Source organism: Flavobacterium sp. (assembly GCF_965284515.1).
Classification (GTDB): Bacteria; Bacteroidota; Bacteroidia; order Flavobacteriales; family Flavobacteriaceae; genus Flavobacterium.
Genome location: NZ_OZ260089.1, coordinates 768431 through 792232, shown reverse-complemented (window position 1 = coordinate 792232; position 23802 = coordinate 768431). Strand labels below are relative to the sequence as shown.

27 protein-coding genes are annotated in these 23802 nt (G+C 29.4%); 9 read left to right on the top strand and 18 right to left on the bottom strand.

Going from position 1 to position 23802, the window contains the following annotated elements:
• Positions 1 to 61 precede the first annotated feature (61 nt).
• From ACQ65T_RS03695 to ACQ65T_RS03675, 5 genes are all read right to left on the bottom strand, one after another.
• On the bottom strand, positions 62 to 775 hold the full coding sequence (locus tag ACQ65T_RS03695; protein WP_430399753.1) for a 3'-5' exonuclease: 714 nt from the start codon (positions 773 to 775) through the stop codon (positions 62 to 64).
• Positions 776 to 785: 10 nt separating this feature from the next.
• Positions 786 to 1082, bottom strand: a complete 297-nt coding sequence (locus ACQ65T_RS03690; RefSeq protein WP_430399752.1) for a hypothetical protein — start codon at positions 1080 to 1082, stop codon at positions 786 to 788.
• Positions 1083 to 1093: 11 nt separating this feature from the next.
• Positions 1094 to 2254, bottom strand: a complete 1161-nt coding sequence (locus ACQ65T_RS03685; RefSeq protein ID WP_430399751.1) for a serine hydrolase domain-containing protein — start codon at positions 2252 to 2254, stop codon at positions 1094 to 1096.
• A 58-nt stretch (positions 2255 to 2312) separates the two neighbouring features.
• Positions 2313 to 2783 carry a methylated-DNA--[protein]-cysteine S-methyltransferase gene (locus ACQ65T_RS03680; RefSeq protein ID WP_430399750.1) on the bottom strand — a complete coding sequence of 157 codons (471 nt, stop codon included), beginning with the start codon at positions 2781 to 2783 and terminating at the stop codon, positions 2313 to 2315.
• 76 nt (positions 2784 to 2859) lie between these two features.
• On the bottom strand, positions 2860 to 3279 hold the full coding sequence (locus tag ACQ65T_RS03675; protein WP_430399749.1) for a DUF1573 domain-containing protein: 420 nt from the start codon (positions 3277 to 3279) through the stop codon (positions 2860 to 2862).
• A 114-nt stretch (positions 3280 to 3393) separates the two neighbouring features.
• Here ACQ65T_RS03675 and ACQ65T_RS03670 point away from each other — a divergent pair, with 114 nt between their 5' ends.
• Complete coding sequence (locus ACQ65T_RS03670; RefSeq protein WP_430399748.1) at positions 3394 to 4668, top strand: sensor histidine kinase; 1275 nt, start codon at positions 3394 to 3396, stop codon at positions 4666 to 4668.
• Entirely contained in the window at positions 4661 to 5344 is a 684-nt protein-coding gene (locus ACQ65T_RS03665) for a response regulator transcription factor (RefSeq protein WP_430399747.1), read from the top strand. Before ACQ65T_RS03670 ends, ACQ65T_RS03665 begins: the two co-directional genes overlap by 8 nt.
• Here ACQ65T_RS03665 and ACQ65T_RS03660 read toward each other — a convergent pair.
• On the bottom strand, positions 5341 to 5724 hold the full coding sequence (locus ACQ65T_RS03660; protein ID WP_430399746.1) for a c-type cytochrome: 384 nt from the start codon (positions 5722 to 5724) through the stop codon (positions 5341 to 5343). The genes ACQ65T_RS03665 and ACQ65T_RS03660 overlap by 4 nt on opposite strands.
• Positions 5725 to 5868: 144 nt before the next feature.
• Here ACQ65T_RS03660 and ACQ65T_RS03655 point away from each other — a divergent pair, with 144 nt between their 5' ends.
• Both ACQ65T_RS03655 and ACQ65T_RS03650 read left to right on the top strand, forming a co-directional pair.
• Complete coding sequence (locus tag ACQ65T_RS03655) at positions 5869 to 6798, top strand: SPOR domain-containing protein (RefSeq protein ID WP_430399745.1); 930 nt, start codon at positions 5869 to 5871, stop codon at positions 6796 to 6798.
• Between the two features lie 76 nt (positions 6799 to 6874).
• Positions 6875 to 7384: an acyl-CoA thioesterase gene (locus ACQ65T_RS03650; protein ID WP_430399744.1), complete on the top strand. Its 510-nt coding sequence runs from the start codon at positions 6875 to 6877 to the stop codon at positions 7382 to 7384.
• Between the two features lie 45 nt (positions 7385 to 7429).
• Here the strand turns inward: ACQ65T_RS03650 and ACQ65T_RS03645 are convergent, their stop codons facing one another.
• Genes ACQ65T_RS03645 through ACQ65T_RS03635 form a run of 3 tightly spaced genes read right to left on the bottom strand, consistent with a single transcriptional unit; the run spans position 7430 to position 9076 of the window.
• Positions 7430 to 8122, bottom strand: a complete 693-nt coding sequence (locus ACQ65T_RS03645; RefSeq protein ID WP_430399743.1) for a hypothetical protein — start codon at positions 8120 to 8122, stop codon at positions 7430 to 7432.
• The gene (locus ACQ65T_RS03640; protein ID WP_430399742.1) at positions 8119 to 8739 is read right to left on the bottom strand and encodes a hypothetical protein; all 621 of its coding nucleotides are present in this window, start codon (positions 8737 to 8739) and stop codon (positions 8119 to 8121) included. The genes ACQ65T_RS03645 and ACQ65T_RS03640 overlap by 4 nt, the downstream gene beginning before the upstream one ends.
• Before the next feature lies 1 nt (position 8740).
• Complete coding sequence (locus ACQ65T_RS03635; RefSeq protein ID WP_430399741.1) at positions 8741 to 9076, bottom strand: PadR family transcriptional regulator; 336 nt, start codon at positions 9074 to 9076, stop codon at positions 8741 to 8743.
• A 116-nt stretch (positions 9077 to 9192) separates the two neighbouring features.
• Here ACQ65T_RS03635 and ACQ65T_RS03630 point away from each other — a divergent pair, with 116 nt between their 5' ends.
• Entirely contained in the window at positions 9193 to 10245 is a 1053-nt protein-coding gene (locus ACQ65T_RS03630; protein WP_430399740.1) for a 2Fe-2S iron-sulfur cluster-binding protein, read from the top strand.
• Positions 10246 to 10277: 32 nt separating this feature from the next.
• Here the strand turns inward: ACQ65T_RS03630 and ACQ65T_RS03625 are convergent, their stop codons facing one another.
• On the bottom strand, positions 10278 to 11357 hold the full coding sequence (locus tag ACQ65T_RS03625) for a helix-turn-helix domain-containing protein (protein ID WP_430399739.1): 1080 nt from the start codon (positions 11355 to 11357) through the stop codon (positions 10278 to 10280).
• A gap of 121 nt (positions 11358 to 11478) precedes the next feature.
• Here ACQ65T_RS03625 and ACQ65T_RS03620 point away from each other — a divergent pair, with 121 nt between their 5' ends.
• Entirely contained in the window at positions 11479 to 13200 is a 1722-nt protein-coding gene (locus tag ACQ65T_RS03620; protein WP_430399738.1) for a hypothetical protein, read from the top strand.
• 37 nt (positions 13201 to 13237) lie between these two features.
• On the opposite strand, the gene ACQ65T_RS03615 is transcribed toward ACQ65T_RS03620, so the two are convergent.
• Together ACQ65T_RS03615 and ACQ65T_RS03610 are read right to left on the bottom strand one after the other, a co-directional pair.
• Positions 13238 to 14272, bottom strand: a complete 1035-nt coding sequence (locus ACQ65T_RS03615; RefSeq protein WP_430399737.1) for a glycosyltransferase family 9 protein — start codon at positions 14270 to 14272, stop codon at positions 13238 to 13240.
• 10 nt (positions 14273 to 14282) lie between these two features.
• Positions 14283 to 14888: a DUF4254 domain-containing protein gene (locus ACQ65T_RS03610; protein WP_430399736.1), complete on the bottom strand. Its 606-nt coding sequence runs from the start codon at positions 14886 to 14888 to the stop codon at positions 14283 to 14285.
• A gap of 74 nt (positions 14889 to 14962) precedes the next feature.
• Here ACQ65T_RS03610 and upp point away from each other — a divergent pair, with 74 nt between their 5' ends.
• Positions 14963 to 15616 (top strand): uracil phosphoribosyltransferase, encoded by a 654-nt coding sequence (gene upp / locus ACQ65T_RS03605; protein WP_430399735.1) that lies wholly within the window; start codon positions 14963 to 14965, stop codon positions 15614 to 15616.
• Here the strand turns inward: upp and ACQ65T_RS03600 are convergent.
• Complete coding sequence (locus ACQ65T_RS03600; RefSeq protein WP_430399734.1) at positions 15611 to 16540, bottom strand: DUF6427 family protein; 930 nt, start codon at positions 16538 to 16540, stop codon at positions 15611 to 15613. The two genes, upp and ACQ65T_RS03600, sit on opposite strands and share 6 nt — an antisense overlap.
• A 45-nt stretch (positions 16541 to 16585) precedes the next feature.
• On the opposite strand from ACQ65T_RS03600, the gene ACQ65T_RS03595 reads away from it, so the two are divergent.
• Positions 16586 to 16816: a DUF6341 family protein gene (locus ACQ65T_RS03595; RefSeq protein ID WP_430399733.1), complete on the top strand. Its 231-nt coding sequence runs from the start codon at positions 16586 to 16588 to the stop codon at positions 16814 to 16816.
• 35 nt (positions 16817 to 16851) lie between these two features.
• Here ACQ65T_RS03595 and purD read toward each other — a convergent pair whose 3' ends face one another.
• Positions 16852 to 18123, bottom strand: coding sequence for a phosphoribosylamine--glycine ligase (gene purD / locus ACQ65T_RS03590; protein WP_430399732.1), 1272 nt, complete (start codon positions 18121 to 18123; stop codon positions 16852 to 16854).
• 111 nt (positions 18124 to 18234) lie between these two features.
• Between purD and ACQ65T_RS03585 the strand changes: the two genes are divergently transcribed.
• Complete coding sequence (locus ACQ65T_RS03585) at positions 18235 to 19545, top strand: phenylacetate--CoA ligase family protein (protein WP_430399731.1); 1311 nt, start codon at positions 18235 to 18237, stop codon at positions 19543 to 19545.
• Here the strand turns inward: ACQ65T_RS03585 and ACQ65T_RS03580 are convergent.
• From ACQ65T_RS03580 to ACQ65T_RS03565, 4 genes are read right to left on the bottom strand one after another with little or no spacing between them, the layout of a single operon-like run.
• Complete coding sequence (locus ACQ65T_RS03580; RefSeq protein ID WP_430399730.1) at positions 19542 to 20294, bottom strand: glycosyltransferase family 2 protein; 753 nt, start codon at positions 20292 to 20294, stop codon at positions 19542 to 19544. The two genes, ACQ65T_RS03585 and ACQ65T_RS03580, sit on opposite strands and share 4 nt — an antisense overlap.
• Positions 20294 to 21649: an undecaprenyl-phosphate glucose phosphotransferase gene (locus ACQ65T_RS03575; RefSeq protein ID WP_430399729.1), complete on the bottom strand. Its 1356-nt coding sequence runs from the start codon at positions 21647 to 21649 to the stop codon at positions 20294 to 20296. The genes ACQ65T_RS03580 and ACQ65T_RS03575 overlap by 1 nt, the downstream gene beginning before the upstream one ends.
• Positions 21650 to 21655: 6 nt before the next feature.
• Positions 21656 to 22639 (bottom strand): UDP-glucuronic acid decarboxylase family protein, encoded by a 984-nt coding sequence (locus ACQ65T_RS03570; RefSeq protein WP_430399728.1) that lies wholly within the window; start codon positions 22637 to 22639, stop codon positions 21656 to 21658.
• Positions 22636 to 23763, bottom strand: a complete 1128-nt coding sequence (locus ACQ65T_RS03565) for an O-antigen ligase family protein (RefSeq protein WP_430399727.1) — start codon at positions 23761 to 23763, stop codon at positions 22636 to 22638. The genes ACQ65T_RS03570 and ACQ65T_RS03565 overlap by 4 nt, the downstream gene beginning before the upstream one ends.
• Between the last annotated feature and the right edge of the window lie 39 nt (positions 23764 to 23802).

The window sequence follows — 23802 nt, the reverse complement described above, 5'->3', positions numbered from 1 at the left end:
AATTTTGTCAAAACTATTTTCTTTATTAAAGTTGATTTTTGAAATTGAAATTGAAATTGTCTTACACATGAATTATTTCATCATCAATTAACAATTCTTCTCTTCTAAAACGAAGAAAAACTTGTGCTACTGCAATAACGTCTTTTTCACAATAAGTTATAATTCTATCAATATCGTTTTCAATATAGAAAACACGAGCTACTTCGCTACCATCAATATCTCCTTTTGGAGAAGGAACACCGAGAACTTTTGTCAATAATTTAAGTGAAGTAAAATGCTTATAATCACCAAATTTCCATAATTCTAAAGTATCTAAATGTGGAACTTCCCACGGTTTTTTACCAAACAAATTCAGCTTATCCGGCAAAGCAACCGAATTGATAATCATTCTTCGGGCAATAAAAGGAATGTCAAACTCCTTTGCATTATGTCCGCATAAAACATGTTGCGCGCCATTATAATGCTGGTTCAATAAATTAGAAAAGTCTTGGAGAATTTTCTTTTCTTCTCCCCAAAAACTAGTTACTCTAAAATTTCTAACGTCTGCTTTATTCACAAAATAACCCACTGAAATAGTAATGATTTTACCAAATTCGGCCCAAATTCCTGCACGTTCATAAAAATCTTCGGCAGTAACCTCATCTTTACGTTGGTATTGAGTTTTAAGCTCCCAGAGCTTTTTGGTTTCTTCATCCATTCCTAAATAACTCGTTTCTTGAGGAACAGTTTCAATATCTAAAAACAGAATATTGTTAAGGTTGATTTTTTCAATCATGATTTATTAATTAAAAGATATTATATTTTTTACTTAAAAAGATTAAAACAGTTATAATCAATAAGAAAAGTATTGGAAACAAAAAGCATTTTTTTCTGTTTGAAGATTGAATCTTTTCTTTGATTTCATTCTTAATTTTCTTTAATTCTAATTCAGATGGGTTTGGTAAATATTCTTCACCCTCGTTAATAAGCGAACCATATTCTATTAAATTGGATTTCTTAGTAAATAATGATTCTCTTCTTGAAACCTTTTTAGATTCGTTTATTTTCTGTCGATTTTGTAATCCTGAAAAATGACTATTCATAACTAAAAAAATTATTTTTTTCTTTTAGCTAACATCTCGTATGCTTCTTCCACATAAACATACAAATCCTCGCTATGTGGATCAAAAGATGTTTGTATTCCTTTAATATGTCCTAAACGCACAATTATTAAATTGTCTTGCGGAATTACAATTACAAATTGTCCTAAATGGCCTCGCATATAATACAAATCTTTGCCTAAAAAATTATGTAGCCACCAACCGTAACCATATTCTGGACTTTCAGCGAAACGAGGTGTAATGCATTTTTTAATAAACGTTGAGTCTAAAATTTGTTGTCCGTTCCAATTTCCATTATTTAAATATAATTTTCCAAAACGTGCAAAATCGCGTGCGTTACTTGCAATACAACAATAGGCTTTTTCAATTCCGTCTGGCTCATGATCTAATTGCCAAAGCGCTTCGTTTTCTGCTCCCATAGGTTGCCAAAAGTACTTTGAAACATAATCTGAAACATATTCACCAGTTGCTTTTTCGATACACATGGCCAACAATTGAGTAGCGCCACTTAAATATTTAAAAGATTGTCCTGGTTTTTTATTGATTTCTAAACCAAGCATTACTTTCTTTAAATCATCATCAAAATAAGCACGCGTAACAATAGAAAGTGGACTGTAATATTTTTCGTCCCAACTTAAGCCTGAAGCCATTGAAGATAAGTCGCCAACGGTAACTTCTTTTGCAAACCCACCTTTTAATTCTGGTATAAAATCGATTACTTTTTGATCCAAACTTTTAATTTTCCCATCCATAATAGCTTTACCAAGTGCCATGGTAATTACACTTTTTGCCATTGAAAAAGAATTAGATTTTGAATCTTTGGTATAACCATCAAAATAACTTTCGTGAAAAATACTATCGTTTTGAATAATTAAAAAAGCTGCCGTTTGCAGTTCTTTATGTGTTTTTTCTAATATTTCAGTGGCAGGAATTGAGTTGTAATCTTTAGAAATGGACCAAGATTGCGCAATGCCTTTTTTTATTTCTCTATTTGGAAAATCTTTATAATCTTCTAAAAAAGCAGTAGTATATCCTTTAAAATATATGGTTCTAACAGCACGAAGCAGATAATCAACATCAAAAACATACATTAAGATAATTGTAGAGGCTAATATTACTGCGAACCATTTGAAAAAACCTTTTAGAAACTTCATGTCTTCATTTTAAGAATGTGATATAAAAGTAAGAAAAAAGAATATTTTTAAAAGAGTTTTAGAAAAGAGTTTGTTGCTTAACTGGATTTTCATGATCAATAAGCCACTTCTTGCGCCAAAGTCCACCAGCATAACCGGTAAGTGAACCATCAGAACCAATAACTCTATGACATGGAACAACAATCCAAAGTGGGTTTTTTCCATTTGCAGATGCAACAGCTCTTATGGCTTTTACATCACCAACTTGTTTTGACAAATCAAGATATGAGACAGTTTTTCCATAAGGGATTTCTAAAAGTGCTTTCCATACTTTTTTTTGAAAATCAGTTCCTCTAGGATTCATTAAAAAAGTAAAGTGTTTTCTATTGCCTTGAAAATATTCATTTATTTCTTTAACTGCAGATTTCAATTCTAAAGGAATTTTTTTAGAAATTTCACCTTCTTGAAGTACTGAAACAAGGCATATGCCATTTTCATCACCTTTTATTTTGGCTGTTCCTAAAGGTGTATTTATAAAAACTGTTTCCATTTTATAAATATAAAAAAAACCACTCAAAAATGAGTGGTTTTCTAACCTTAAGATGTAATAGTTGAATTAATATATTTTACTTTACTGAACCTTTAATGATTAAAACTTTTGGAGTAGTTCCTTCTTCGTTAGTTGTTACAGTAATTGTTTTGTGAAAATTTCCTGGTGCAGCCGCATTGTAAGTAGCTTCAACAATACCTTTTTCTCCTGGTTTAATTGGAGTTTTAGTATAATTAGCAGCAGTACAACCACAAGATGGTTTTACATTTGTAAGTAAAACAGTTTCCTTTGTAGTGTTAACAAATGAGAATTCATAAGTTACAGGCTTACCTTTTTCAATATCTCCAAAATCATGAGTTTCGCTTTCCCATTTCATTAAAGAATTGGTTACAGGTTTTTCAACAGTTTGAACTGCCATTGCTTTAGCTTCATTAGTTTGAGCAAATGATAATGTTGATATGAATAATGCTACAATAGTTAATTTTAATGTTTTCATAATATAAATTTTTATTTTTTTATAATTTTGATAAGCAAATCTAATAACTAAGTATTAGATTTGTTGTTAAGCATTCATTAATAGTTGTTAATGACATGTTAACACTTATTTTAAATGAAATTAACCAAACTAAATATAGTCATTATTGTCGGTTTCCTAGCAATTATTGGAACCATGATAATGCAATTGTTTTTATTAAATCAAGCTTATTTGTTTGAAAAGAGAGAAACTGAGGATAAAATTCACTCTTCTTTATTAAAAGTTGTTTCAAGAATTTATGCAGACAACGACAATGATTTGCCTCATGTTAATTTTATTAAAAAAACCTCATCTAACTATTATATCGTAAACGTCCAAAATGTTTTTGAAAACGTAATATTAGAACATTATTTAAAAACTGAATTTGCAAAAGTTAAGCTCGATTTAGACTTTGAATATGCTATTTATGATTGTGGGACCAATAAAATGGTTTACGGTAATTATATCTCTGCAAATGGAAAGCCAAGTGAAAAGTGTGAAGATTGTTTTACCAAAAACGACGAGCTCATTTATTATTTTGCATTGAGGTTTCCTAACTTAAGCGAAAATTTATTTAGTAGTTTGTATAAGTATTGGGCATATAGTTTTGTGCTTTTTATTGTACTAATTATATATGTTTACTCTGTCCTTTTATTGTTAAAACAAAAACAGTATACTGAACTACAAAATGATTTTATTAATAATATGACACACGAGTTTAAAACTCCTTTGTCATCTATATTAATAGCTTCAAACTATGCAAAAAGCCAACAAGAAATAATTGAAAATCCAAAGCTATCTAAATACATAGAGATCATCATCAACCAAAGTGCTAAACTTAATGAACATATAGAAAACATTTTAACGGTTGCAAAATCGAGCAACAATTCTATTGAGCTTCAAAAAAGCAAAATAGATATCGTTAAAAATCTATATCTAATAAAGGAGAACATTGAACTTAAGCACCAAAAAAATGTAAAATTTAATTTACTCTTTCAAAATGAATATTTAATTAATGCAGATGAATTTCATTTTTACAACTTACTCTTCAATTTATTAGACAATACTGTTAAGTACTCAATTGAAGAACCTGTAATTGAAATTAACTTAACTGAATCAGAAAAAAAATATGTTTTAAGCATCAGTGACAATGGTTCTGGTATTCCTGAAAAAGACATTCCATTTGTTTTTGATAAATTTTATAGAGTGGCTCGAAAAAACAACAAAGACATTGAAGGATTTGGGATTGGTCTTGCTTATGTTAAAAAAATATGTGAATTACACGAATGGAAAATAAAACTTGCAAATAAAACAAGCTCACGTGGCTTGATAGTTAGTATTGAGATTCCTAAAAAAGACATCTATGAATAAGAAAAGGATTTTATATGTTGAAGACGATGAAACATTGGCTTTTTTAACAGCCGATAATTTAGAACAACATTTTGATGTTACACATTCAAATAATGGTAAAGAAGCTTTTGAATTATTTTGCAATGAAGAATTCGACTTATGTGTTTTAGACATCATGTTACCTGATATGGATGGTTTTGAAATTGTAACAGCAATTAGAAAAAGAAACGAGGAAATTCCAATAATTTTTTTATCAGCTAAAACATTAAAAGAAGATAGAATTAATGGTTTAAAACTAGGTGCTGATGATTATTTAATAAAACCGTATTCTATTGAAGAGCTTATTTTAAAAATAGAGGTGTTCTTAAATAGAAGTCAAAAAAACAGTATTGGGACACATCAAAATTACAATATAGGTTCATTTATTTTTGAGCCGGAGAATTTTTTATTAAAAACTGGCGCTAAAGAAATAACACTTACAGAAAGAGAAACAACTCTTCTAAAGCTTTTCTTAGACAATTCTAATAGTGTATTAAAACGAGAAAAAATTCTAAATACCCTATGGGGAAATGACGATTATTTTTCTGGAAGAAGTTTAGATGTTTTCATTTCAAGATTGAGAAAAATATTCAAAGACGAAAAAAACGTTCGAATTGAAAATATTCCTCGTGTGGGATTTAAATTAATTATTGACTAATTAAAACTATTGATATATAGCTTAATTGACTCTAATTCGTCATCTGTCATGTTTTTTGTAATTGCAAAATTCGCTTTCATCACTTCAAATTGAGAAGGATCAACTATGGGGTCTGATTTGCCTTTTAAAAATTCAACTAAATTTCCGTTTTTGTCTTTATAAATAGTCGCAATTTCTCTAATACTTGGTCCTATTATTTTAGTTTCTGGCTTATGACATGCTACACAGGTTCCTTTTCCCTCAAATAATGTCTTTCCTGTTTCAGCTGAAACCAAAGAGTTTGTTGTTGAAGTTCCAAAATCTTCTTTTTCTTTTTTATTCCCACAACTCATTAAGTTGAAAACAGAAATCACAAGTATAATTAAACTAATTTTTTTCATCTTATAAATATTAAAAATCAAAGATAATGAGATAATCAATTCAAAACCATGACAATTGTTATGTTTATAAAACAACAGAATGGATTGTTAATAAAATTTGTTAATAAAATTTTGGTATTATGCTTGTTTCATTAACTTTGCTATATGACAATTGAAAAACACATATCAGCTTTATTGTATCGATTTCAGTGTGTTACCTTACCAGGTTTTGGTGCTTTTATAAGCGAAATCCAATCTGCAAAGGTTGCTGGAAGCGCTAGTACGTTTAATCCTCCCAAAAAAATAATCACTTTTAATCCTAATGTTAAAAATAACGATGGATTATTAGCAAATCATATTGCATTACAAGAAAATATAAGTTTTGAAAAAGCAACTGAAGTTATTGCTTTAGAAGTATCAAAATGGATTGCTTCTTTAGAGCAAAGAGAAAAAGTAGTTATAAAGAACATTGGGGAAATTTCTACTAATACTGATCTTAATTGGGTTTTTGAACCTTGTGAAGATGTAAATTACTTGACCTCATCGTTTGGACTAACAGGTTTTGTTTCTCCTTTAGTTACAAGAGAAGAATTAAAAGCTCAAGTTGAAGAACTTGAAGAAAAAGCGCCAATTATTTTTACTACGGAAAGGAAAAATAATTATGGCTTCTTAAAATATGCAGCTTCAATTGTATTGTTCTTAGGTGTTGGAGCTATAGGATATAAAATGTATCATGACCAACAGATTGCAAATCAAACTTTGTTTGTAGAAAAACAAGTACAAGAAAAAGTAAACCATAAAATTCAGGAAGCTACCTTTTTTATAAGCAATCCCCTAAACAGTGTTGAATTAACTGTAAAAGAAGAACTGAAACCTTATCATATTATTGCTGGAGCTTATAGAAATGAGGAAAACGCACAAGCAGCTTTAAATAACTTAAAAGAAAGAGGATTTACTGCTCGACTTTTAGAAAAAAACAAATCTGGATTAATTCCTGTAGCTTATGATAGTTATTCTTCCCTAGATGAAGCACAATTAGCAAAACAAAAAATTCAACAAGAACATAATACAGAAGCTTGGCTTCTTATAGACTAATCTAAAAATCCCAAAAATTTTGGGATTTTTTTATAACTTCTTTTTTCAACGGTTAGTATCTTTGTAAAAAAAATTAATGGAACCAAAATTCTCTTCTGATTCTCTTACAACATTAACAGATTTAGTTTTGCCAGGCGAAACCAACCCTTTGAATAATTTATTTGGAGGTGAACTTTTAGCCAGAATGGATAGAGCCGCAAGTATCACTGCTCGACGTCATTCTAGAAGAATTTGTGTAACCGCATCGGTAAATCATGTAGCTTTTAATAGAGCAATTCCTTTAGGGAGCGTTGTAACTGTAGAATCTAAAGTTTCTAGAACTTTTAATTCATCTATGGAAATATACATAGATGTTTGGATTGAAGACCGTGAATCTGGAATTAAAAACAAAGCAAACGAAGGAATTTATACTTTTGTTGCAGTTGATGAAACAGGTAGACCAATTCCTGTTCCGGCAGTAATTCCTCAAACAGATCTTGAAAAAGAGCGTTTTGATGCAGCATTAAGAAGAAAACAATTAAGCTTGGTTTTAGCTGGAAAAATGAAAGCCAGTGAAGCTAGCGAATTGAAAGCCTTATTTTCATAAAATTATATTTCAAAATAAAAAAAGGACACAAATGTGTCCTTTTTTTTATGCAACAAAGTTATACTCTGGATAAGTTTCTTTTAAATATTCTTCTGCTCTTCTAGGGATTTCTATTAAAACAACATATTCAATTAGCGTCATTGAAACTAGAAGAAAACTAATGGCTAAAACACCAAAACTAGTGTCTAATACTTTTTCTGAATGAATTATTATTTGAATAGGAAGATTAACCATCCCAACCAAAGAAGAACGTCCTAATATTATTTCTTTAAACAACCATTTTTTTCCAGATAAATTATAATCCTTTTTATTTTTTCTTGAAAAGTAAACAATTGAAAAACAAAAACTTATAACAATTAGTCCAAAAAGAATAAGTACAATATCAGATTTAAAAAAGAGTTTTGACAATAGAAGATTTATTAATCCTATAGCTCCAATTGTTCCAATAATTTTAGGCAATGTAAAAAACGCTTTAAAATGTTTCCAAACTAGTTTATTATATTTTTTATTTAAAGCAACTTGTCTTTTTTCAACCACATCTGAGAAACCAAAAACACCAAATTTTTTAAATTCTATTTTTAATGCGTCTTCAAACGATAGTTTTGGGTTTTGCTGCCATTGTTCTTCAATAGAATTTGCTAAATGATCTACTAATTCGGTTTGTAAATCATAATACTCTACGTAATGTTGACGCGTAAATTCGTATAAACGGTCTATTTGTTCTGGGTTTAGTTTCATTCGAAAAGATGTTTATAGTTGATTCTAAATTTCCTTCTCTCTGAAAAATAAAAAAGAATAAAGGTTAAAAAAAGAAACAAGGTTAAACTATTAAAAATTATTGCAGATTGTAGGTTTGAATTAAAGTTGCTCTTAAACAAATTGGTAATATGAAAAAATAAAAAAAGTATCCAAAAATTTTTCTCTACATAAAAATACATTTTCTTTCTAGTTAATAAAAAATGCCAAAAACCAAAAACTAAATAAATAACCAAAACTACCCATAAAATAGAGTTGCCTATATTTTGAATACCAAATTTAGTTAAGAGAAAGTTCAACGAAAAGAAGATTAACACTCCCATTAAAAAGATAAATGGGTTGAAGCAAAATTTTATAAAATTTAAAATTGGCTCTTTAAAATAAAAACCATGTTCTTTATTTTGCTTCATAATTTCTTTTTTATTAGAAATCATATAACTCTTAAATGCGTCGTAAAAATTAAGGCTTTCAGCTTCCATTTTCTCTTCTACTGCATTTGCAATATGATCAACCATTTCCATTCGAATATCGACATATATAAAACCTTCATGCTTAAGGTAATTGTCTATAGATTGAATGTTTTCTTTTGAAAGTTTCATCTTAATAACTCAATTTAGGATTTACAATAGTTTGCATGTTTTTAATGAACTCTTCCAATTCAGCTAAACGATTTACAGTTTCTGTTGTACCTTTTTCGGTCAACTTGTAATATTTACGCAAGCGATTATCTACTTTTTCCACTTCAACATCAAGTAAACCTTCCGCTTCTAATTTATGTAATGCAGGATAAAGAGCTCCTTCTGTAATATTCAACTCACCCTTTGTAATGTCTTTTACTTTTTGAGTAATTTCATAACCATACATACGCCCTTTCTCTTCCAAAAGCTTCATAATAATAGTGTTTAAACTTCCTTTGTACAATTGTGAGTTTTTCATACTAATGATTTTATTAAAACAAATTTATACATAATTTTCTTATGTATAAAACTCTTAGGTATATTTTTTTATTTCTTATCGTAATAATCTTTACTATTTTTGTAAAAAATAAATCAATGTCAACATTTTATAAACTTGCTGTAAAAGAAGTTAGAAGAGAAACGCCAAGTTCTGTTTCAATACTTTTTAATATACCTGAAGAATTAAAACCCAACTATACATTCATTGCTGGTCAATATGTTACTTTAAAACTAACTTTAGATGGTCAAGAGGTTCGTAGAGCCTATTCCATTTGTTCAGCTCCAAAAAGTGGTGAATTACGAATTGCAGTAAAAGCCGTAAAAAATGGTTTTTTCTCCACTTTTGCTAATGAAAAATTAGCCGCGGGAAATGTAATTGAAGTTGGAACGCCAGAAGGAAAATTTACTTTTGAACCTAATTTTGATAAACAAAAAAATTACGTTGCTTTTGTTGCTGGTAGTGGAATCACCCCAGTTTTATCAATAATTAAAACGGTTTTAGAAGAAGAACCAAAAAGTACATTTGTTTTAGTTTACGGAAATAAATCAAAGGAAGAAACTATCTTTCATGAAGAGTTACATCAATTGCACCTTCAAAATGTAGCCCGTTTTTTTGTTCATTATGTTTATAGTAAAACGACTGTTGAAGGAGAATTGTTTGGAAGAATCGATAAGTCGGCGGTGAATTTTGTGCTTAAAAATAAACACAGTGAAAAAACTTTTGACAAGTATTATTTATGTGGACCAGAAGAAATGATAAACTTGGTTTCAGAGGTTTTAAAAGAAAATAATGTTGCTGAAAAAGACGTTAAATTTGAATTATTTACAGCTTCTGCTGCAGAAAATAAAGATGCAGGAACACTTTACGGACATACTAAAATTACAGTTTTAGTAGATGATGAAGAAGCAACTTTTGAAATGAGCCAAAAACAAACGTTATTAGAAGCTGCTTTAAAACAAGGCCTAGATGCACCCTATTCTTGCCAAGGCGGAATTTGTTCGAGCTGTATTTGTAGGGTTACAGAAGGGTCTGCAGTAATGAAGAAGAATTCAATTTTAACAGATGCTGAAATTGCAGAAGGTTTGGTTTTAGCTTGTCAAGCATTACCAACAACAGATGTGATAAAAGTAGATTTTGACGATGTCTAACATTATTAGACTTGGTATAAATAAAAAAGGAGCTAATTAGCTCCTTTTTTATTTATTCTATATACTGAAGGTGTTACTTTCGTAGCTTTTTTAAAGGTGGCATTAAAAACAGATTTAGAATTAAAACCAACCAGAGTTGCTAATGATTCTATCGTATAATTACTATACTCATTGTCTAGCAAAATAAGCTTGGCGTGTTCAATTCTGTAATGATTAATAAATGTTGCGAAATTCTTGTTATATCTTTTATTTAGTAAGTTAGATAAATATTTTTCATTCGTATTTGCATTTCTGGCAAGTTTCTTAATTGTTAATTTTGTGTCTAAAAAAATCTTCTCATTTTCAATCAAATGCATTAGTCTTTTGTCAATTAAATCAAAAACATCAAGATCATTATCAAAATTAGCTTCGGGTAAATTAATGTCTAATTTTTGTCTTTCGATTTTATATCCATAGTAAGCTAAAGCTGAAAAATATAGTCCAATGAACCAAACAAAAGTGATTTGAAAAACATTTGTAAATATTTTTGATTGAGCCACGAATAAGAATAAAATCAACAACAAATAACTCCAAACAAAAAAAGTTATCCATTTAAAGTTTAAATAAACATCTTTATTAACCAATTTAGTTTTTGAAATCAATCGAACAGACTTAACTAAATAAAAAACATTAGATATTGGGAATACGAAAAGTACTACTAAATAATTAGTGTACGTCATTACATTTTCACAAACTTCGTACAAAAATGATGAATTATCATTACTAAAGTTAAAATACAGAAAAGAAAAAGTGTTGATTAAAAAGACCAACAAAGGAATATAAAAATGAGGAAGAATATCTAAAACTTTGTTTTTTAAATAGCTACTCGTATAAATAAAAACCAGTGGCGGTAATGCCACGAAAAAAGGAAAAAAAAGAAGGGCGAATGCATTTACAACAACATCTTTAAAGGCTACAATTTCTTTTTCTGTAGCAACGAAAAGAGAGATAAAAACAATGCTCCAAACAAAAAAAAAGAAAGAAAGGATCAAAGATGAATTATTTTTCCCTTTTATAAAGAAAAACAACAAAGCAAAAATTAAGGATATAATTGAAGTTACTACAATTGCCATTTGGATTTTTTAAACGTTCAAATATACCGAAATTTGTACAAATTCCGTGAATCAATACATCATAATGTTTTTTAAAAAAACCAAATAGGATAGGTTTGCACTTTGAAAAACAAATAATATTATGAAAAAGTTATTATTACTGATTTTTGCTTTTACAACTCCAACCTTAATTGCTCAAGTTGGAATAAACACAACTTCACCGTCTGCAATGCTACACGTATATGGAACTACAGTTCCGGGAAGTGCTGGTGGAACAATTAATTTAATTAACCAAGATTTTTCGAGTTATACAGTTACTCAAAATCATACAAACGACACAGACTGTTCGGGTAATGCAACTCAGGGTTGGGTTACAGGTACAGGTAATGCAAATGTAAATTGTACTTCTTGTACTGGTTCATGGTTATATATAAGTTCAGACGCTTCAGGTTGTGGGTTGAACTCAACCGCAATTATGAATTTTACAACAGCGCCAACAACAACAAGTATTACTATTAGTTTTGCATATAGATATAATTATTTCAGTGGGCCTCCAGATTCATTTAGAGTATATCTATACAATAATACAACATCAGCACAAGTAGGAGCAAACGTAGTAAACTTAACTACAGATGCCAACACTTCATATTCGGGTACTGCAACTGTTGTAGCAGGAAACTCATATTCTTTGCGCTTCGAATATCAGGGAAATTTCGATTACGGTGCTTCAGTAGACAATGTTTTAGTTACAGAAACAGCGATAGCTTCACCTGGAACATATAGCTTTAGATTAGAAGACGGAACCCAAGCAGATGGTAAAGTATTAACTTCTGATGCAAATGGTAATGGATATTGGAAAACTCCAACTGGAGGAGCTGGTACAGATAGTCAAACTTTAAGTATTTCTGGAAATAATTTAAGTATTTCAAATGGTAATACTATTACGCTTCCAACTGGAGGTGGAGGAAGTTATACTTTTACGAACGGACTAACAGAAACATCTGGAACTGTTAGACTAGGTGGGACTCTTACTCAAGCAACAACTATTAATCTTGATACAAGAGATTTAACATTCAGAAGTAGTACTAGCGCAGCCTTTCCAGGGGAAATGATAATTCAAGGTACAAACAGAGTCATGATGGATACCAGCTTTGATGATAATTATATTAATTTTGGAGGAACGGCTTTTATAGATGGTGATGATGGTTCTACTTTTAACGATACAGGAAATGCAAGTTACACAAAAGACTTTGTAGCTGGTTTTCACAATGGAAGTTCAGGTGGAACTGCAATTTCAATAGGGTCAATTGAATATATAGTAGATGGTACTAATGAAATATTTTTTGAAGGATCAGGGTTTAGTCCAATGACAAATTTTGGTGCAGATTTAGGGAAAGGAAGTCCATTTCAATCGGGACCAATAAGAAACTGGGACGATGTATATGCAAGAAATTTTGTTGCATCAAGCGGAACCACATACAGTAGGGTTAATCAAAATGGAAAAGATTTTTCAAGAGGTTTAAAGGAAATTATGCAATTAGAACCAATTATTTATAAAGAAGAGGCGGTTAACATTGGAAGTAGAATATCTACAGATCAAGAAAGGGACAGTCATATTGGGTTTACAGCTACAAATGTTTTAAGTGTAATTCCTGAAGCTGTAAAAACATCAGATTGGTATGTTTTAAAAGAAGGGCAAGATCCGGTAAAAATGAAAATAGAAAATCCTAATGGAATAATGTACAATCAAATAATTCCGGTAACAGTTAAAGCTATACAAGAACAACAAGCTCAAATTGAGGAACTAAAAGAAGAAATTAAATTCTTAAAAGAAGCAATTGAGCTATTAAAGAATAAACAATAAATAAAGAGGTTAGATTTGGTTTAAGGGTCGAGGTGTTTTACTTTGGCCCTTTTACTTTTTCAATAATAACTTCTGGCAAAATACTTCTCATTACTTCTTCATAACCATCAACTATTTTATTTCCATAAACAGAAGTTGGCAATAAAGGATATTTTGTTCTGTTTGAAGTAATACAATTTTCTAAAGGCTGATTGAATGGTTTAAATCCCGCATAAGGATGTGTGGATCCCCAAAGCGTAATTACTTTCACGCCTAACATTGCTGCAAGGTGAGCATTACCACTGTCCATTGAAAGCATAACATCTAAATTAGAAATAAGTTCTAATTCTTGCTTTAATTTGATTTTGCCTGCAATTACAGTTACATTTTGATGATTTCCTTTTAATTGAATCAACTTTTGTGCTTCTTCGTTTCCTCCACCAAAAAGAAGAATTGTATACATTTCTTCTTTAGCTAATTCGTTAATTACACTTTGCATTAAATCTAACGGATATACTTTTGAGTCATATTGTGCAAAAGGAGCAATTCCTATAAACTTTTTGTTATTTGGAGCAATTATCTTAGCAATTTCATCAGATAAAACAGCTTTTTGTGGAAAAACTGGATTCGATAAATCTATTGAAAAACCTAATTTTTCAAATGTTTCTACATGACGCTCAAACATCGATTTTACAGGTTCAAAAACCTTATTTTCTGCTCTTGTTAATGCATTTTTATCTACTCTACCCTTATCAGTTGCAGCAACTTTTTTTCCCGATAATTTAAAAAAAGTTCGTAAAACTTGAGAGCGAAGTACATTATGTAAATCAGCTACAGCTGTAACTTCTAACTTTCGTAAATCTAAAAACAAATGCCACAAACCTAAAAAACCTTTATGTCTTTCTTTTAAATCAATTGGAAAAAAATTAAGATTAGGAATCTCATTAAAAAAAGGCTCGAAAAAAGGTCTGGAGACCACCGTGATTTTTACATCAGGGTATTGAATAGAAAAAGCCCTCAACACAGGAACGGTCATTGCGACATCACCCATAGCAGAGAGCCTTATTACTAATATATGATTTGATTTAGACATCAAATGATGACTATTTTTTGTTTTGGTATAAAACAGGATTTAAATCATCATCGTTATACATTTTCATTTGCTTGTATACTTTCATGAATTTATCGCCATTCTCAAAATCTGTAATTAATTGACTAATAGAAATAAACATATCGTTTTTTTGATCTAAAAGTACATTTAATTTATCCTGACATTTTGCTTTGTGTTCTGCTGAAGCTGAAGAACGTGTAGCTTCTTCGTTCATGTGATAGATTTTAAGTGCTAAAATTGATAACCGATCAATTGCCCATGCCGGACTCTCTGTGTTGATTTTAGCATCTGGCTTTACTTGAACGTCTTTATATTTATCTAAAAAATAACTATCAATAAACTCAACCATATCTGTTCGAACCTGATTTGAAGCATCAATTTTCCTTTTTAAAACCAAAGCTGCGACAGGATCAATATTCGGATCACGAATAATATCTTCATAATGCCACTGTACTGTGTCTACCCAATTTTTAGCAAATAATAAATGCTCAATTGTACCTTTTTCATATGGATTTTGAGTTGGCTGATAAGCATCATCAATTATATGATATAGTTTTATACTCTCTTCAAAAATGGGGAAGGCAAATTCTGCAAACATGATTAAATAATTTTAATTTCTACAAAAATAAGGATTTTTTGTACTTTTATCCTGAAAAAACAAACTTTATTCCAATGCATATTCACTATATATCAGAGCAGAACAGTATCTTAAATCATTTTTTAACTCAAATAAGAGATGTTAACATTCAGAAAGACAGCATGCGCTTTAGAAAAAATATAGAACGTATAGGTGAAATTATGGCTTATGAATTGAGTAAAACATTAGAATACAAAGAAATTGACGTGCAAACTCCTTTAGGTATAAAACACACTACAACTATTGCAGATAATGTTGTTTTATGCTCTATATTAAGAGCAGGTTTAGCACTTCATACGGGTTTTATGGATTTCTTTGATGATGCAGAAAACGGATTTGTATCTGCATATAGACATCATTATAATAACGATGATAAGTTTGAAATTTTAGTAGAATATCAAGCAGCCCCTTCTTTCCAAGGAAAAAATTTAATTCTTATTGATCCGATGTTGGCCACAGGACAATCATTAGTTGCTGTTTTTAATAAATTAATTATTGAAGAAACGCCAAAAGAGATTCATATTGCTGTTGTTATTGCTACTCCTGAAGGTATTCAATTTTTAGAAGAAAATCTACCAGAAAACTGTCATTTATGGGTTGCGGCTTTAGATGAAAAATTAAACGAAAAAAACTACATCATTCCTGGACTAGGTGATGCTGGAGATTTAGCTTATGGAGACAAACTATAACTGAGTTATAAAAAAGACAAAACCTAAAAAAAAGAATATATATAACGTTGTTTCTTTTACCCAGTTTGTTTTTAAATCCTCTAAAAAATTAGCTCCAATAATTGCTAAAGGCGCAAGACTAAAAGCCAAGTATCCATTGTTTTTATTTGCAGAAAGAATAAAAATCCCCACCCCTAAAACAAAAGAAAAAAGTATTTTTTTATACGACGTTTGCATATTTAAGAGTTTCTTATTTAAACTTGTCATAAATGAAACAAACAACAATAGTGAAATTGAAGTGAAAATGGCAAGAGCTAAATTTTGATACACATTTTCAAAATAGGAAAAATTAAAACTAACATATGTTTTATTTAATAGTCTTTCTAAGAGTGTGTTGTCTAAAATTTCATTAAACAAAAAGAATAAAATTGTTACAGTAAACAATGCTATAAAAGGAATCAGCCAGTTTTTGAAATCTCTAGAAACATCTAAAATTATTGAAACAAAAACTAATACTATGTAAAAAACACTCCAGAAATGAAATAATGCTGATAAAAAAATCCAAAAAGACGCGTCAAATATTTTTTCCTTTGTACTCACCATTGATTTCAAAGAAATCAACCTTCTTAAGGCCAGCAGCAATAGAAAATTTGAGATGAGAATGTTTTTATTTTCAAATATCGACGGAAAAAACATCATAAAAACAAAAAACAATAATGCAGCGTAGGTATTGTTTTTAGTCAAATCATTTTTTAAAGAAATGAAATTAACTAAAATAGTTGAGGCAATAATTAAAAACAAAAACAACGATTGATTTAATACATTTTGCAATTCAAAATAGAATTTGTTTTCACAAATGACAAGTGAAGTGAAACAAAAAACTATTAAAATTCCAATTAATAAATAATTTATTGGCCTTGTTTTATTAAAAACGCTTGCTATCATAAAGATATTTTATACTTTTGTGATGTAAATATAACATTTTATACAATGAAATCATTTTTTGAAGCAATAGGTACACTTTTTACAGATTATTTATTCTTGCCTTTTCATATGTTAAGAGAGCTTGAACTAACAAATTGGTGGGCAGCAAACACATTAAACTGGATTTTTATTATCATTTGTTGTGCAGCTATGGTTTATTGGATTAAACAATTGAACATTTTCAAAGCGAATAATGAAGATGATCAAGACACAACAGCACACTCATTTTTTAAATAAAAAACAACCTCATTTAAAAAATGAGGTCATTTATATTATAAATCAAATCCGATGTCTTTTCGGTAATTCATCTTATCAAAGTGTAACTTATTTATATTTTGATAAGATTTTTTTATGGCTTCCTCAAAAGTATTTCCATATGATGTAATCGCTAAAACCCTACCTCCATTAGTTACAACTTTTTCGTTTTCTAATTTAGTTCCCGCATGAAAAACTAATGAGTCAATAACAGACTCTAAACCAGATATCTCCTTGCCTTTTTCATAATCTTCAGGATATCCTCCAGAAACAACCATAATTGTAGTGGCACTTCTTTCGTCTATTTCTAACTCAATTTTATCTAATTGTTGTTTTGCCATTGCATTGAAAATCTCAACCAAATCAGACTTTAATCTTGGCATTACTACTTCTGTCTCAGGATCACCCATTCTTACATTATATTCAATAACAATTGGTTCCCCTTTTACATTAATAAGACCAATAAAAACAAATCCTTTGTATTCAATATTGTCTTTTTGCAAACCTTCAATAGTAGGTTTAACAATTCGGGTTTCGATTTTTTCAAGTAAAACTGCATCTGCAAAAGGAACTGGAGAAACCGCCCCCATTCCACCTGTATTTAAACCCGTGTCTCCTTCGCCAATTCTTTTATAATCTTTAGCTGTAGGAAGAATTTTATAGTTTTTCCCATCAGTTAAAACAAAACAGCTTAATTCAATACCGTCTAAAAATTCTTCGATAACCACTTTTGAACTTGCATCGCCAAATTTGGCATCGACCAACATATTTCTTAGTTCGGTTTTCGCTTCTTCTAAATCTTGTAAAATTAAAACACCTTTTCCTGCGGCTAAACCGTCAGCTTTTAAAACATAAGGCGCTTGTAAAGTTTCTAAAAAGATACAACCTTCTTCAACTGTGTCTTTTGTAAAACTATCGTAAGCTGCTGTTGGAATATTGTGTTTTACCAAAAATTCTTTAGCAAATTCTTTACTTCCTTCTAACTGCGCACCTAATTTTGATGGACCAATTACTGGAATAGATGCTAATTGAGAATCATTTTTAAAGAAATCGTAAATTCCGTTTACCAATGGATCTTCTGGTCCTACTACAACCATTTGAATATTTTCGTTTAAAACCAATTTTTTAACAGCTTCAAAATCATTTGGATTTAAATCAATATTTGTTGCAATTGATGCTGTTCCTGCGTTTCCTGGTGCTACAAAAAGTTGAGTACAATGATTGCTTTGCAGCATTTTCCAAGCCAAAGCATGTTCTCTTCCGCCTGAACCTAAAAGTAAAATATTCATGTTGTTGTTTGTTTGTTACTGCAAAAATACTTTGTTTTATTTTTAAAAAAAAGTTTGAAGTTAATAGTTTAAGCATTTTGGTTTTTTTATTTTTGATTCAAATAAATTCCAATGTTTAACTTATTTAATCTTACCTTAAAACTAAACGGTTTTCCAATTAAGAAAGCGCAAGCTGACTTTAAGGAAATATTGAATGTTGCTAATGAAGATTACGCTGAATATATTGAGCATAAAAAGCAGGAAATTGTTGAATTTCACTTAAAAAACAATACTTTTTATAAAGATTTAGTTGGTAAAGAAATTATGGAAAACTGGAATAATTTACCAATTCTAAATAAGAAAAACCTACAAAAGCCACTAAAAGAAAGACTTTCTAATGGTTATACAGAAAAAACAGTCTTTATAAATAAAACTTCTGGTTCTAGTGGTGATCCTTTTGTTTTTGCAAAAGATAAAGAAGCACATGCTATTACTTGGGCTTCTATAATTTATCGTTTTGGTTGGTATAATATTGATTTCAACAAGTCTTATCAAGCTAGATTTTACGGAATTCCATTAGATACAATTGGATATTATAAAGAACGATTAAAAGACTTATTAAGTAAACGGTATCGATTCCCTATTTTTGATTTATCGGATGAAAAATTAGATGGTGTTTTACAACATTTTAAATCTAAAAAGTTTGATTACATTAACGGATACACAAGTTCAATAGTTTTATTTGGGAAATATTTAAAAAGTAAAAATATAATACTAACAGATGTTTGTCCGACTTTAAAAGTCTGTATGGTGACTTCTGAAATGTTGTTTGATGAAGATAAAATAATACTTGAAAAATATTTAGGAATTCCAGTTGTGAATGAATATGGGGCTTCAGAATTGGATTTAATTGCTTTTCAAAATCCAAAAGGAGAATGGCAAGTAAACGCTGAAACTTTGTTTATAGAAGTTTTAGATGAAAATAATCAACCTGTTCCAAATGGTGTAGAAGGAAAAATAGTAATTACTTCATTATACAATAAAGCACATCCGTTTATTAGATATGAAATTGGTGATGTTGGTGTTTTAGACGAAAAAAGCACTGCCAAGAAACCCATTTTAAAAAAATTAATTGGAAGAACAAGTGATGTAGCGCTTTTACCAAGCGGAAAAAAATCGCCTGGTTTAACCTTTTACTACATAACTAAAAGTATTATTGAAGACGATGGAAATGTAAAAGAATTTATAGTTCGTCAAACGAAATTAGATACTTTTGAAATAGATTATGTAAGCGAAATAGAACTTAGTAAAGAACAAATTGACGCAATTGAAAAAGCAATAGAAAAGTACTTAGAACCAGATTTGCAATTTACTTATAATAAAAAAGAGATTTTAGAACGTACAAAAAGAGGAAAATTAAAACAGTTTCAATCTTTACTTTAGTTACGATATTTCATAAAACCTCGATACATCCAATGTAACATATAATATGTTGATGAGAGAATTGATAAGTTTTCTACCTCTCTGTAGAATTCCCATTGGAATTTTAATAAATTCTTTTTGTTTCTTGAAAGTGAATTTTCTCTGATTCTATAAATCGCTTGCGGTTCTTTAATTCCGTAGGCAAAGGGAATCTCTTTTAAATACTGCAACCATAATCCCATATCTTGACGTTTTCTAATCTTTGGCATATATTTCTTACCTAGAGTTTTTATGTCTAAAAAGGCAGTTAAACAGCTTATGGAATTTGATTTTAAAATATCAGTATAGGTTACTCTTTGAGGGACTATAAAGTCTGAATAAACAAATTCTAAAACTTCATTTGAACGTTTATAAGATGAAAACACAAAAGAGGTTTTGGTGTTTTGTATTGTTTCTACACTGTTTTTTATAAAATCTGTGAACCAAATGTCATCTGAATCAATAAAGGTCATGAAATCGCCTGCTGCTTTTTCAATTCCTATATTTCTGGCAACACCACTTCCTGAATTTTGATTCAATTTGAAAAAATGTATTCTTGAATCGGTTTTTTGAATTTCAATTATAACTTCTTCGGAATTGTCTGATGAACAATCATCGATAATAATCATTTCCCAATTATCGTAGGATTGATTTTGTACTGATTGTATGGTTTCAGCAATATATTTTGCAGAATTATAACTTGGGGTTATTATTGAAACTAGTCCGCTCATTAATATGCCTTTTCTTCTCCTTTAAAAATATTAATTACGGTTTGAAATATAATTTTAACATCCATTAATAAGGACCAGTTTTCAATGTAAAAAACATCAAATTTAATTCTATTAATCATATCTTCATCCGTTTCAATTTCTCCTCTATACCCTTTAACTTGCGCCAAACCCGTAATGCCTGGTTTAACATAATGTCTCACCATATATTTTTGGACTTTTGATGCATAAGTTTTGTTTTGAGACCACAAATGAGGCCTAGGGCCCACTATTGACATATCTCCTAATAAAACATTAAAAAACTGTGGAAGTTCATCAATACTTGTTTTGCGAATAAATTTTCCTGTTTTTGTAACCCTAGGATCATTTCTAGATGCTTCTTGTTCTGTGATTTGATTTATTTGCATAGACCTAAATTTATAGCAAAAAAATCCGGTTTCGTTTAAGCCAGGTCTATTTTGTTTAAAAAAAACAGGCCCTTTAGATTCAATCTTAATCAAAAAAGACATTAAGGGTACCAACCAAGACATTATTGTTATGATGACAAAAAAAGAAAAAACTATATCAAACGCTCTTTTGAAAAACTTAATATATGGGTCATCCAATGGGGTTCTTTGTAAAGAAAGAACTGGGAATAACTCATAATAATCTACTTTAAGGTTTTTTGAAAATATAGCCTTAGTGTCTGGGATAAATTTTAATTCAATTTTATTTTGATCAGTAAATAAAATTAAATCTTTCAATTTATCATTTGATATTTCATTTAATGAACAATAAATTTCATCTATTTTTTCTGTAAGACAAAATTCTTTAATAACGTCTGATTTACCAATTATATTTTCATTCTCTTTTTTATCAGAAAAAAAACCTTTAAAATGATACCCATAATCCGGTCTGTTTTCGAAAATGTTTTTTAGGTCAATTGCCTCTCTAGTGTATCCAATAATAACTGTATTTCTAAAATTATTTCCGGTTATTAATCTGTATTTTTTTATATAAAAAAACAATAGGCTTTTAAATATTAGAATAACTAGTAATAAAAGAGAAAGGTATAAAGCTATTGCAGAACCACTAAAAATAGCTTTTTTATAAAAAGGAAAAAAAGCTATTGTAAAAAGTAAAAATAATATAAACTGTTTAGCAACTTTTGTTAATATTTCAACTGGAGATGTAAATCTATAAACTGAATAAAGTTTAGAGAAAAAAGACAATATAGACCACGTAAAAAATAAATAGAAACCAAAAAAGAAAAAAGATATGTTTAATTCTTTGAAAAAAAAAGGAAAAAAAGAAAGTACGGCTACAATGTCTAAAAAGTAACTGATAAACTTTAAATATTTTGAATATCTTTTTTGCACAAAAACTTAGTAAATATATTTTGTAAAATCTTTATGTTCTTCTTTTGCTAATTCTTCTGGTGAAAGTGATTTGAAATAATTATATGTAATTTTCATCCCTTCTGCTCTTCCTATTTTAGGTTCCCAACCTAAAATTTCTTTTGCTTTAGTAATATCGGGTTGTCTTTGTAATGGATCATTCATTGGAAGGTCTTTATAAATGATTTTTTGAGTTGTTCCTGTTAATTTAATAATTTCTTCTGCAAAGTCTTTAATTGTAATTTCATCTGGATTACCAATGTTAATAGGCATATGATAGTCCGAATGTAACAACCTCCATATTCCTTCAACTTGATCATCTACATAGCAAAATGAACGAGTTTGACCTCCGTCTCCGAAAACAGTTAAATCTTCACCTCTTAATGCCTGTCCAATAAACGCAGGTATTACTCTTCCGTCATTAAGTCGCATTCTTGGACCATAGGTGTTAAAAATACGTAAAATACGAGTTTCTACACCATGAAAAGTATGATATGCCATTGTAATAGACTCTTGAAAACGTTTAGCTTCATCATAAACTCCCCTTGGGCCAATAGTATTTACATTACCATAATACTCTTCTGTTTGTGGATGAACTAAAGGGTCTCCATAAATTTCTGAAGTAGAGGCAATTAATATTCTAGCTTTCTTAACTCTTGCCAACCCTAATAAATTATGAGTTCCTAATGAACCTACTTTTAAGGTTTGAATAGGTATTTTTAAATAATCTATTGGACTTGCTGGAGACGCAAAGTGAAGAATATAATCTAACTTACCTGGAATATGTACAAATTTAGTAATATCGTGATGATAAAACTCAAAGTTTTTTTCCTTAAAAAGATGCTCAATGTTTTTTAGGTCTCCAGTTATTAGATTATCCATTCCTATAACAAAGTATCCTTCTGCTAAAAAACGATCACATAAATGGGATCCTAAAAAACCTGCTGCTCCAGTTATTAATACTCTTTTCATCTTGTTTGGGTCTTAATTAAGTTTGAATTTTTTTGAAAATTAAATAGGCAATAAAAAAGTGTAAAAAACACAACCCCTCTTTGTCTCCACAAAAATGATTCGGTCAAAAATAAGCTTATCATTAGAATTGCAAAAGCAATATGAGTAAAATCTTTGCTTTTAAATGCATTTTTAGTATTTATAAAAAGAATAAATATTAATAGAATAAATGCAAACACTCCTAATTCTGCAAAAACCTGTATATATTGATTATGAAAATTCTTTTTTTGATAACCTTCATGCTCTTTACTTCCTAAAAAAACATTGTAATCTTTTCCTTTATCTTCTAATTTAAGATATGATGCATTTAATCCAAATCCTGACCAAAAAATAGGCTCCTCAGCTAAAAAATCAAAAAACAATCTTGCTTGGTAAACCCTAAATGCAGTTCCTGGAAAAAAATCATTTGGAGTAAATTTTTCATTATTCCATGCTTCATAAATACTAACATTATGAACTCCTTCAGGAATATTTTTAATTACATTTGAACTTATACTATTTGTCGTGTTCGTTTGAAATTCAACCAAAAAACGTTCTTTAATTTTACTAAATGATAAAACAAGCCCAAGAATGAAACTTAAAACAATTAAGTTTCGTAAACGCATTTTATTTGCAGATTTTGAGTAAAAAAAGAAATAGATTAGGTTTAATAAAAAGAATACTAAGGTTATGTTTTTAGAGGAAAGTAAAATTATAAAAACAAAAAGAAGAATCAAAAACACCTTGTTTAAAACGGTTTTTAATTCTGTTTTTAAAAAATAAAAATACCCTACTCCTGCAAAAACTGATACGTGAATTGCATTTAATGCTTTGGGCACTAAACCGCTATCTAAATCGTATTCTCCATGGTAAAAAAACACATCAAAATCTTTCGAAATAATGAATCTTATAAGGGCTTTGAATAAATAATAAAGAGCGTAGCCAACCATTGCATAACTGAAAAAAGCAAGTAATTTTTGTTTTTGACCATCTGAAAAAGGTTTCATTAAAAAAAACCCTAATGGTATTAAGAATAAGGTGCTCTCTTTAGGGATAGCTTTTAAAGTCATGTCTTTGTCTATGCTCCAAAAATAAGATAGACACATGATTAAAAAAAGAAGCGCTGGAAATATTAAACTCCTTGA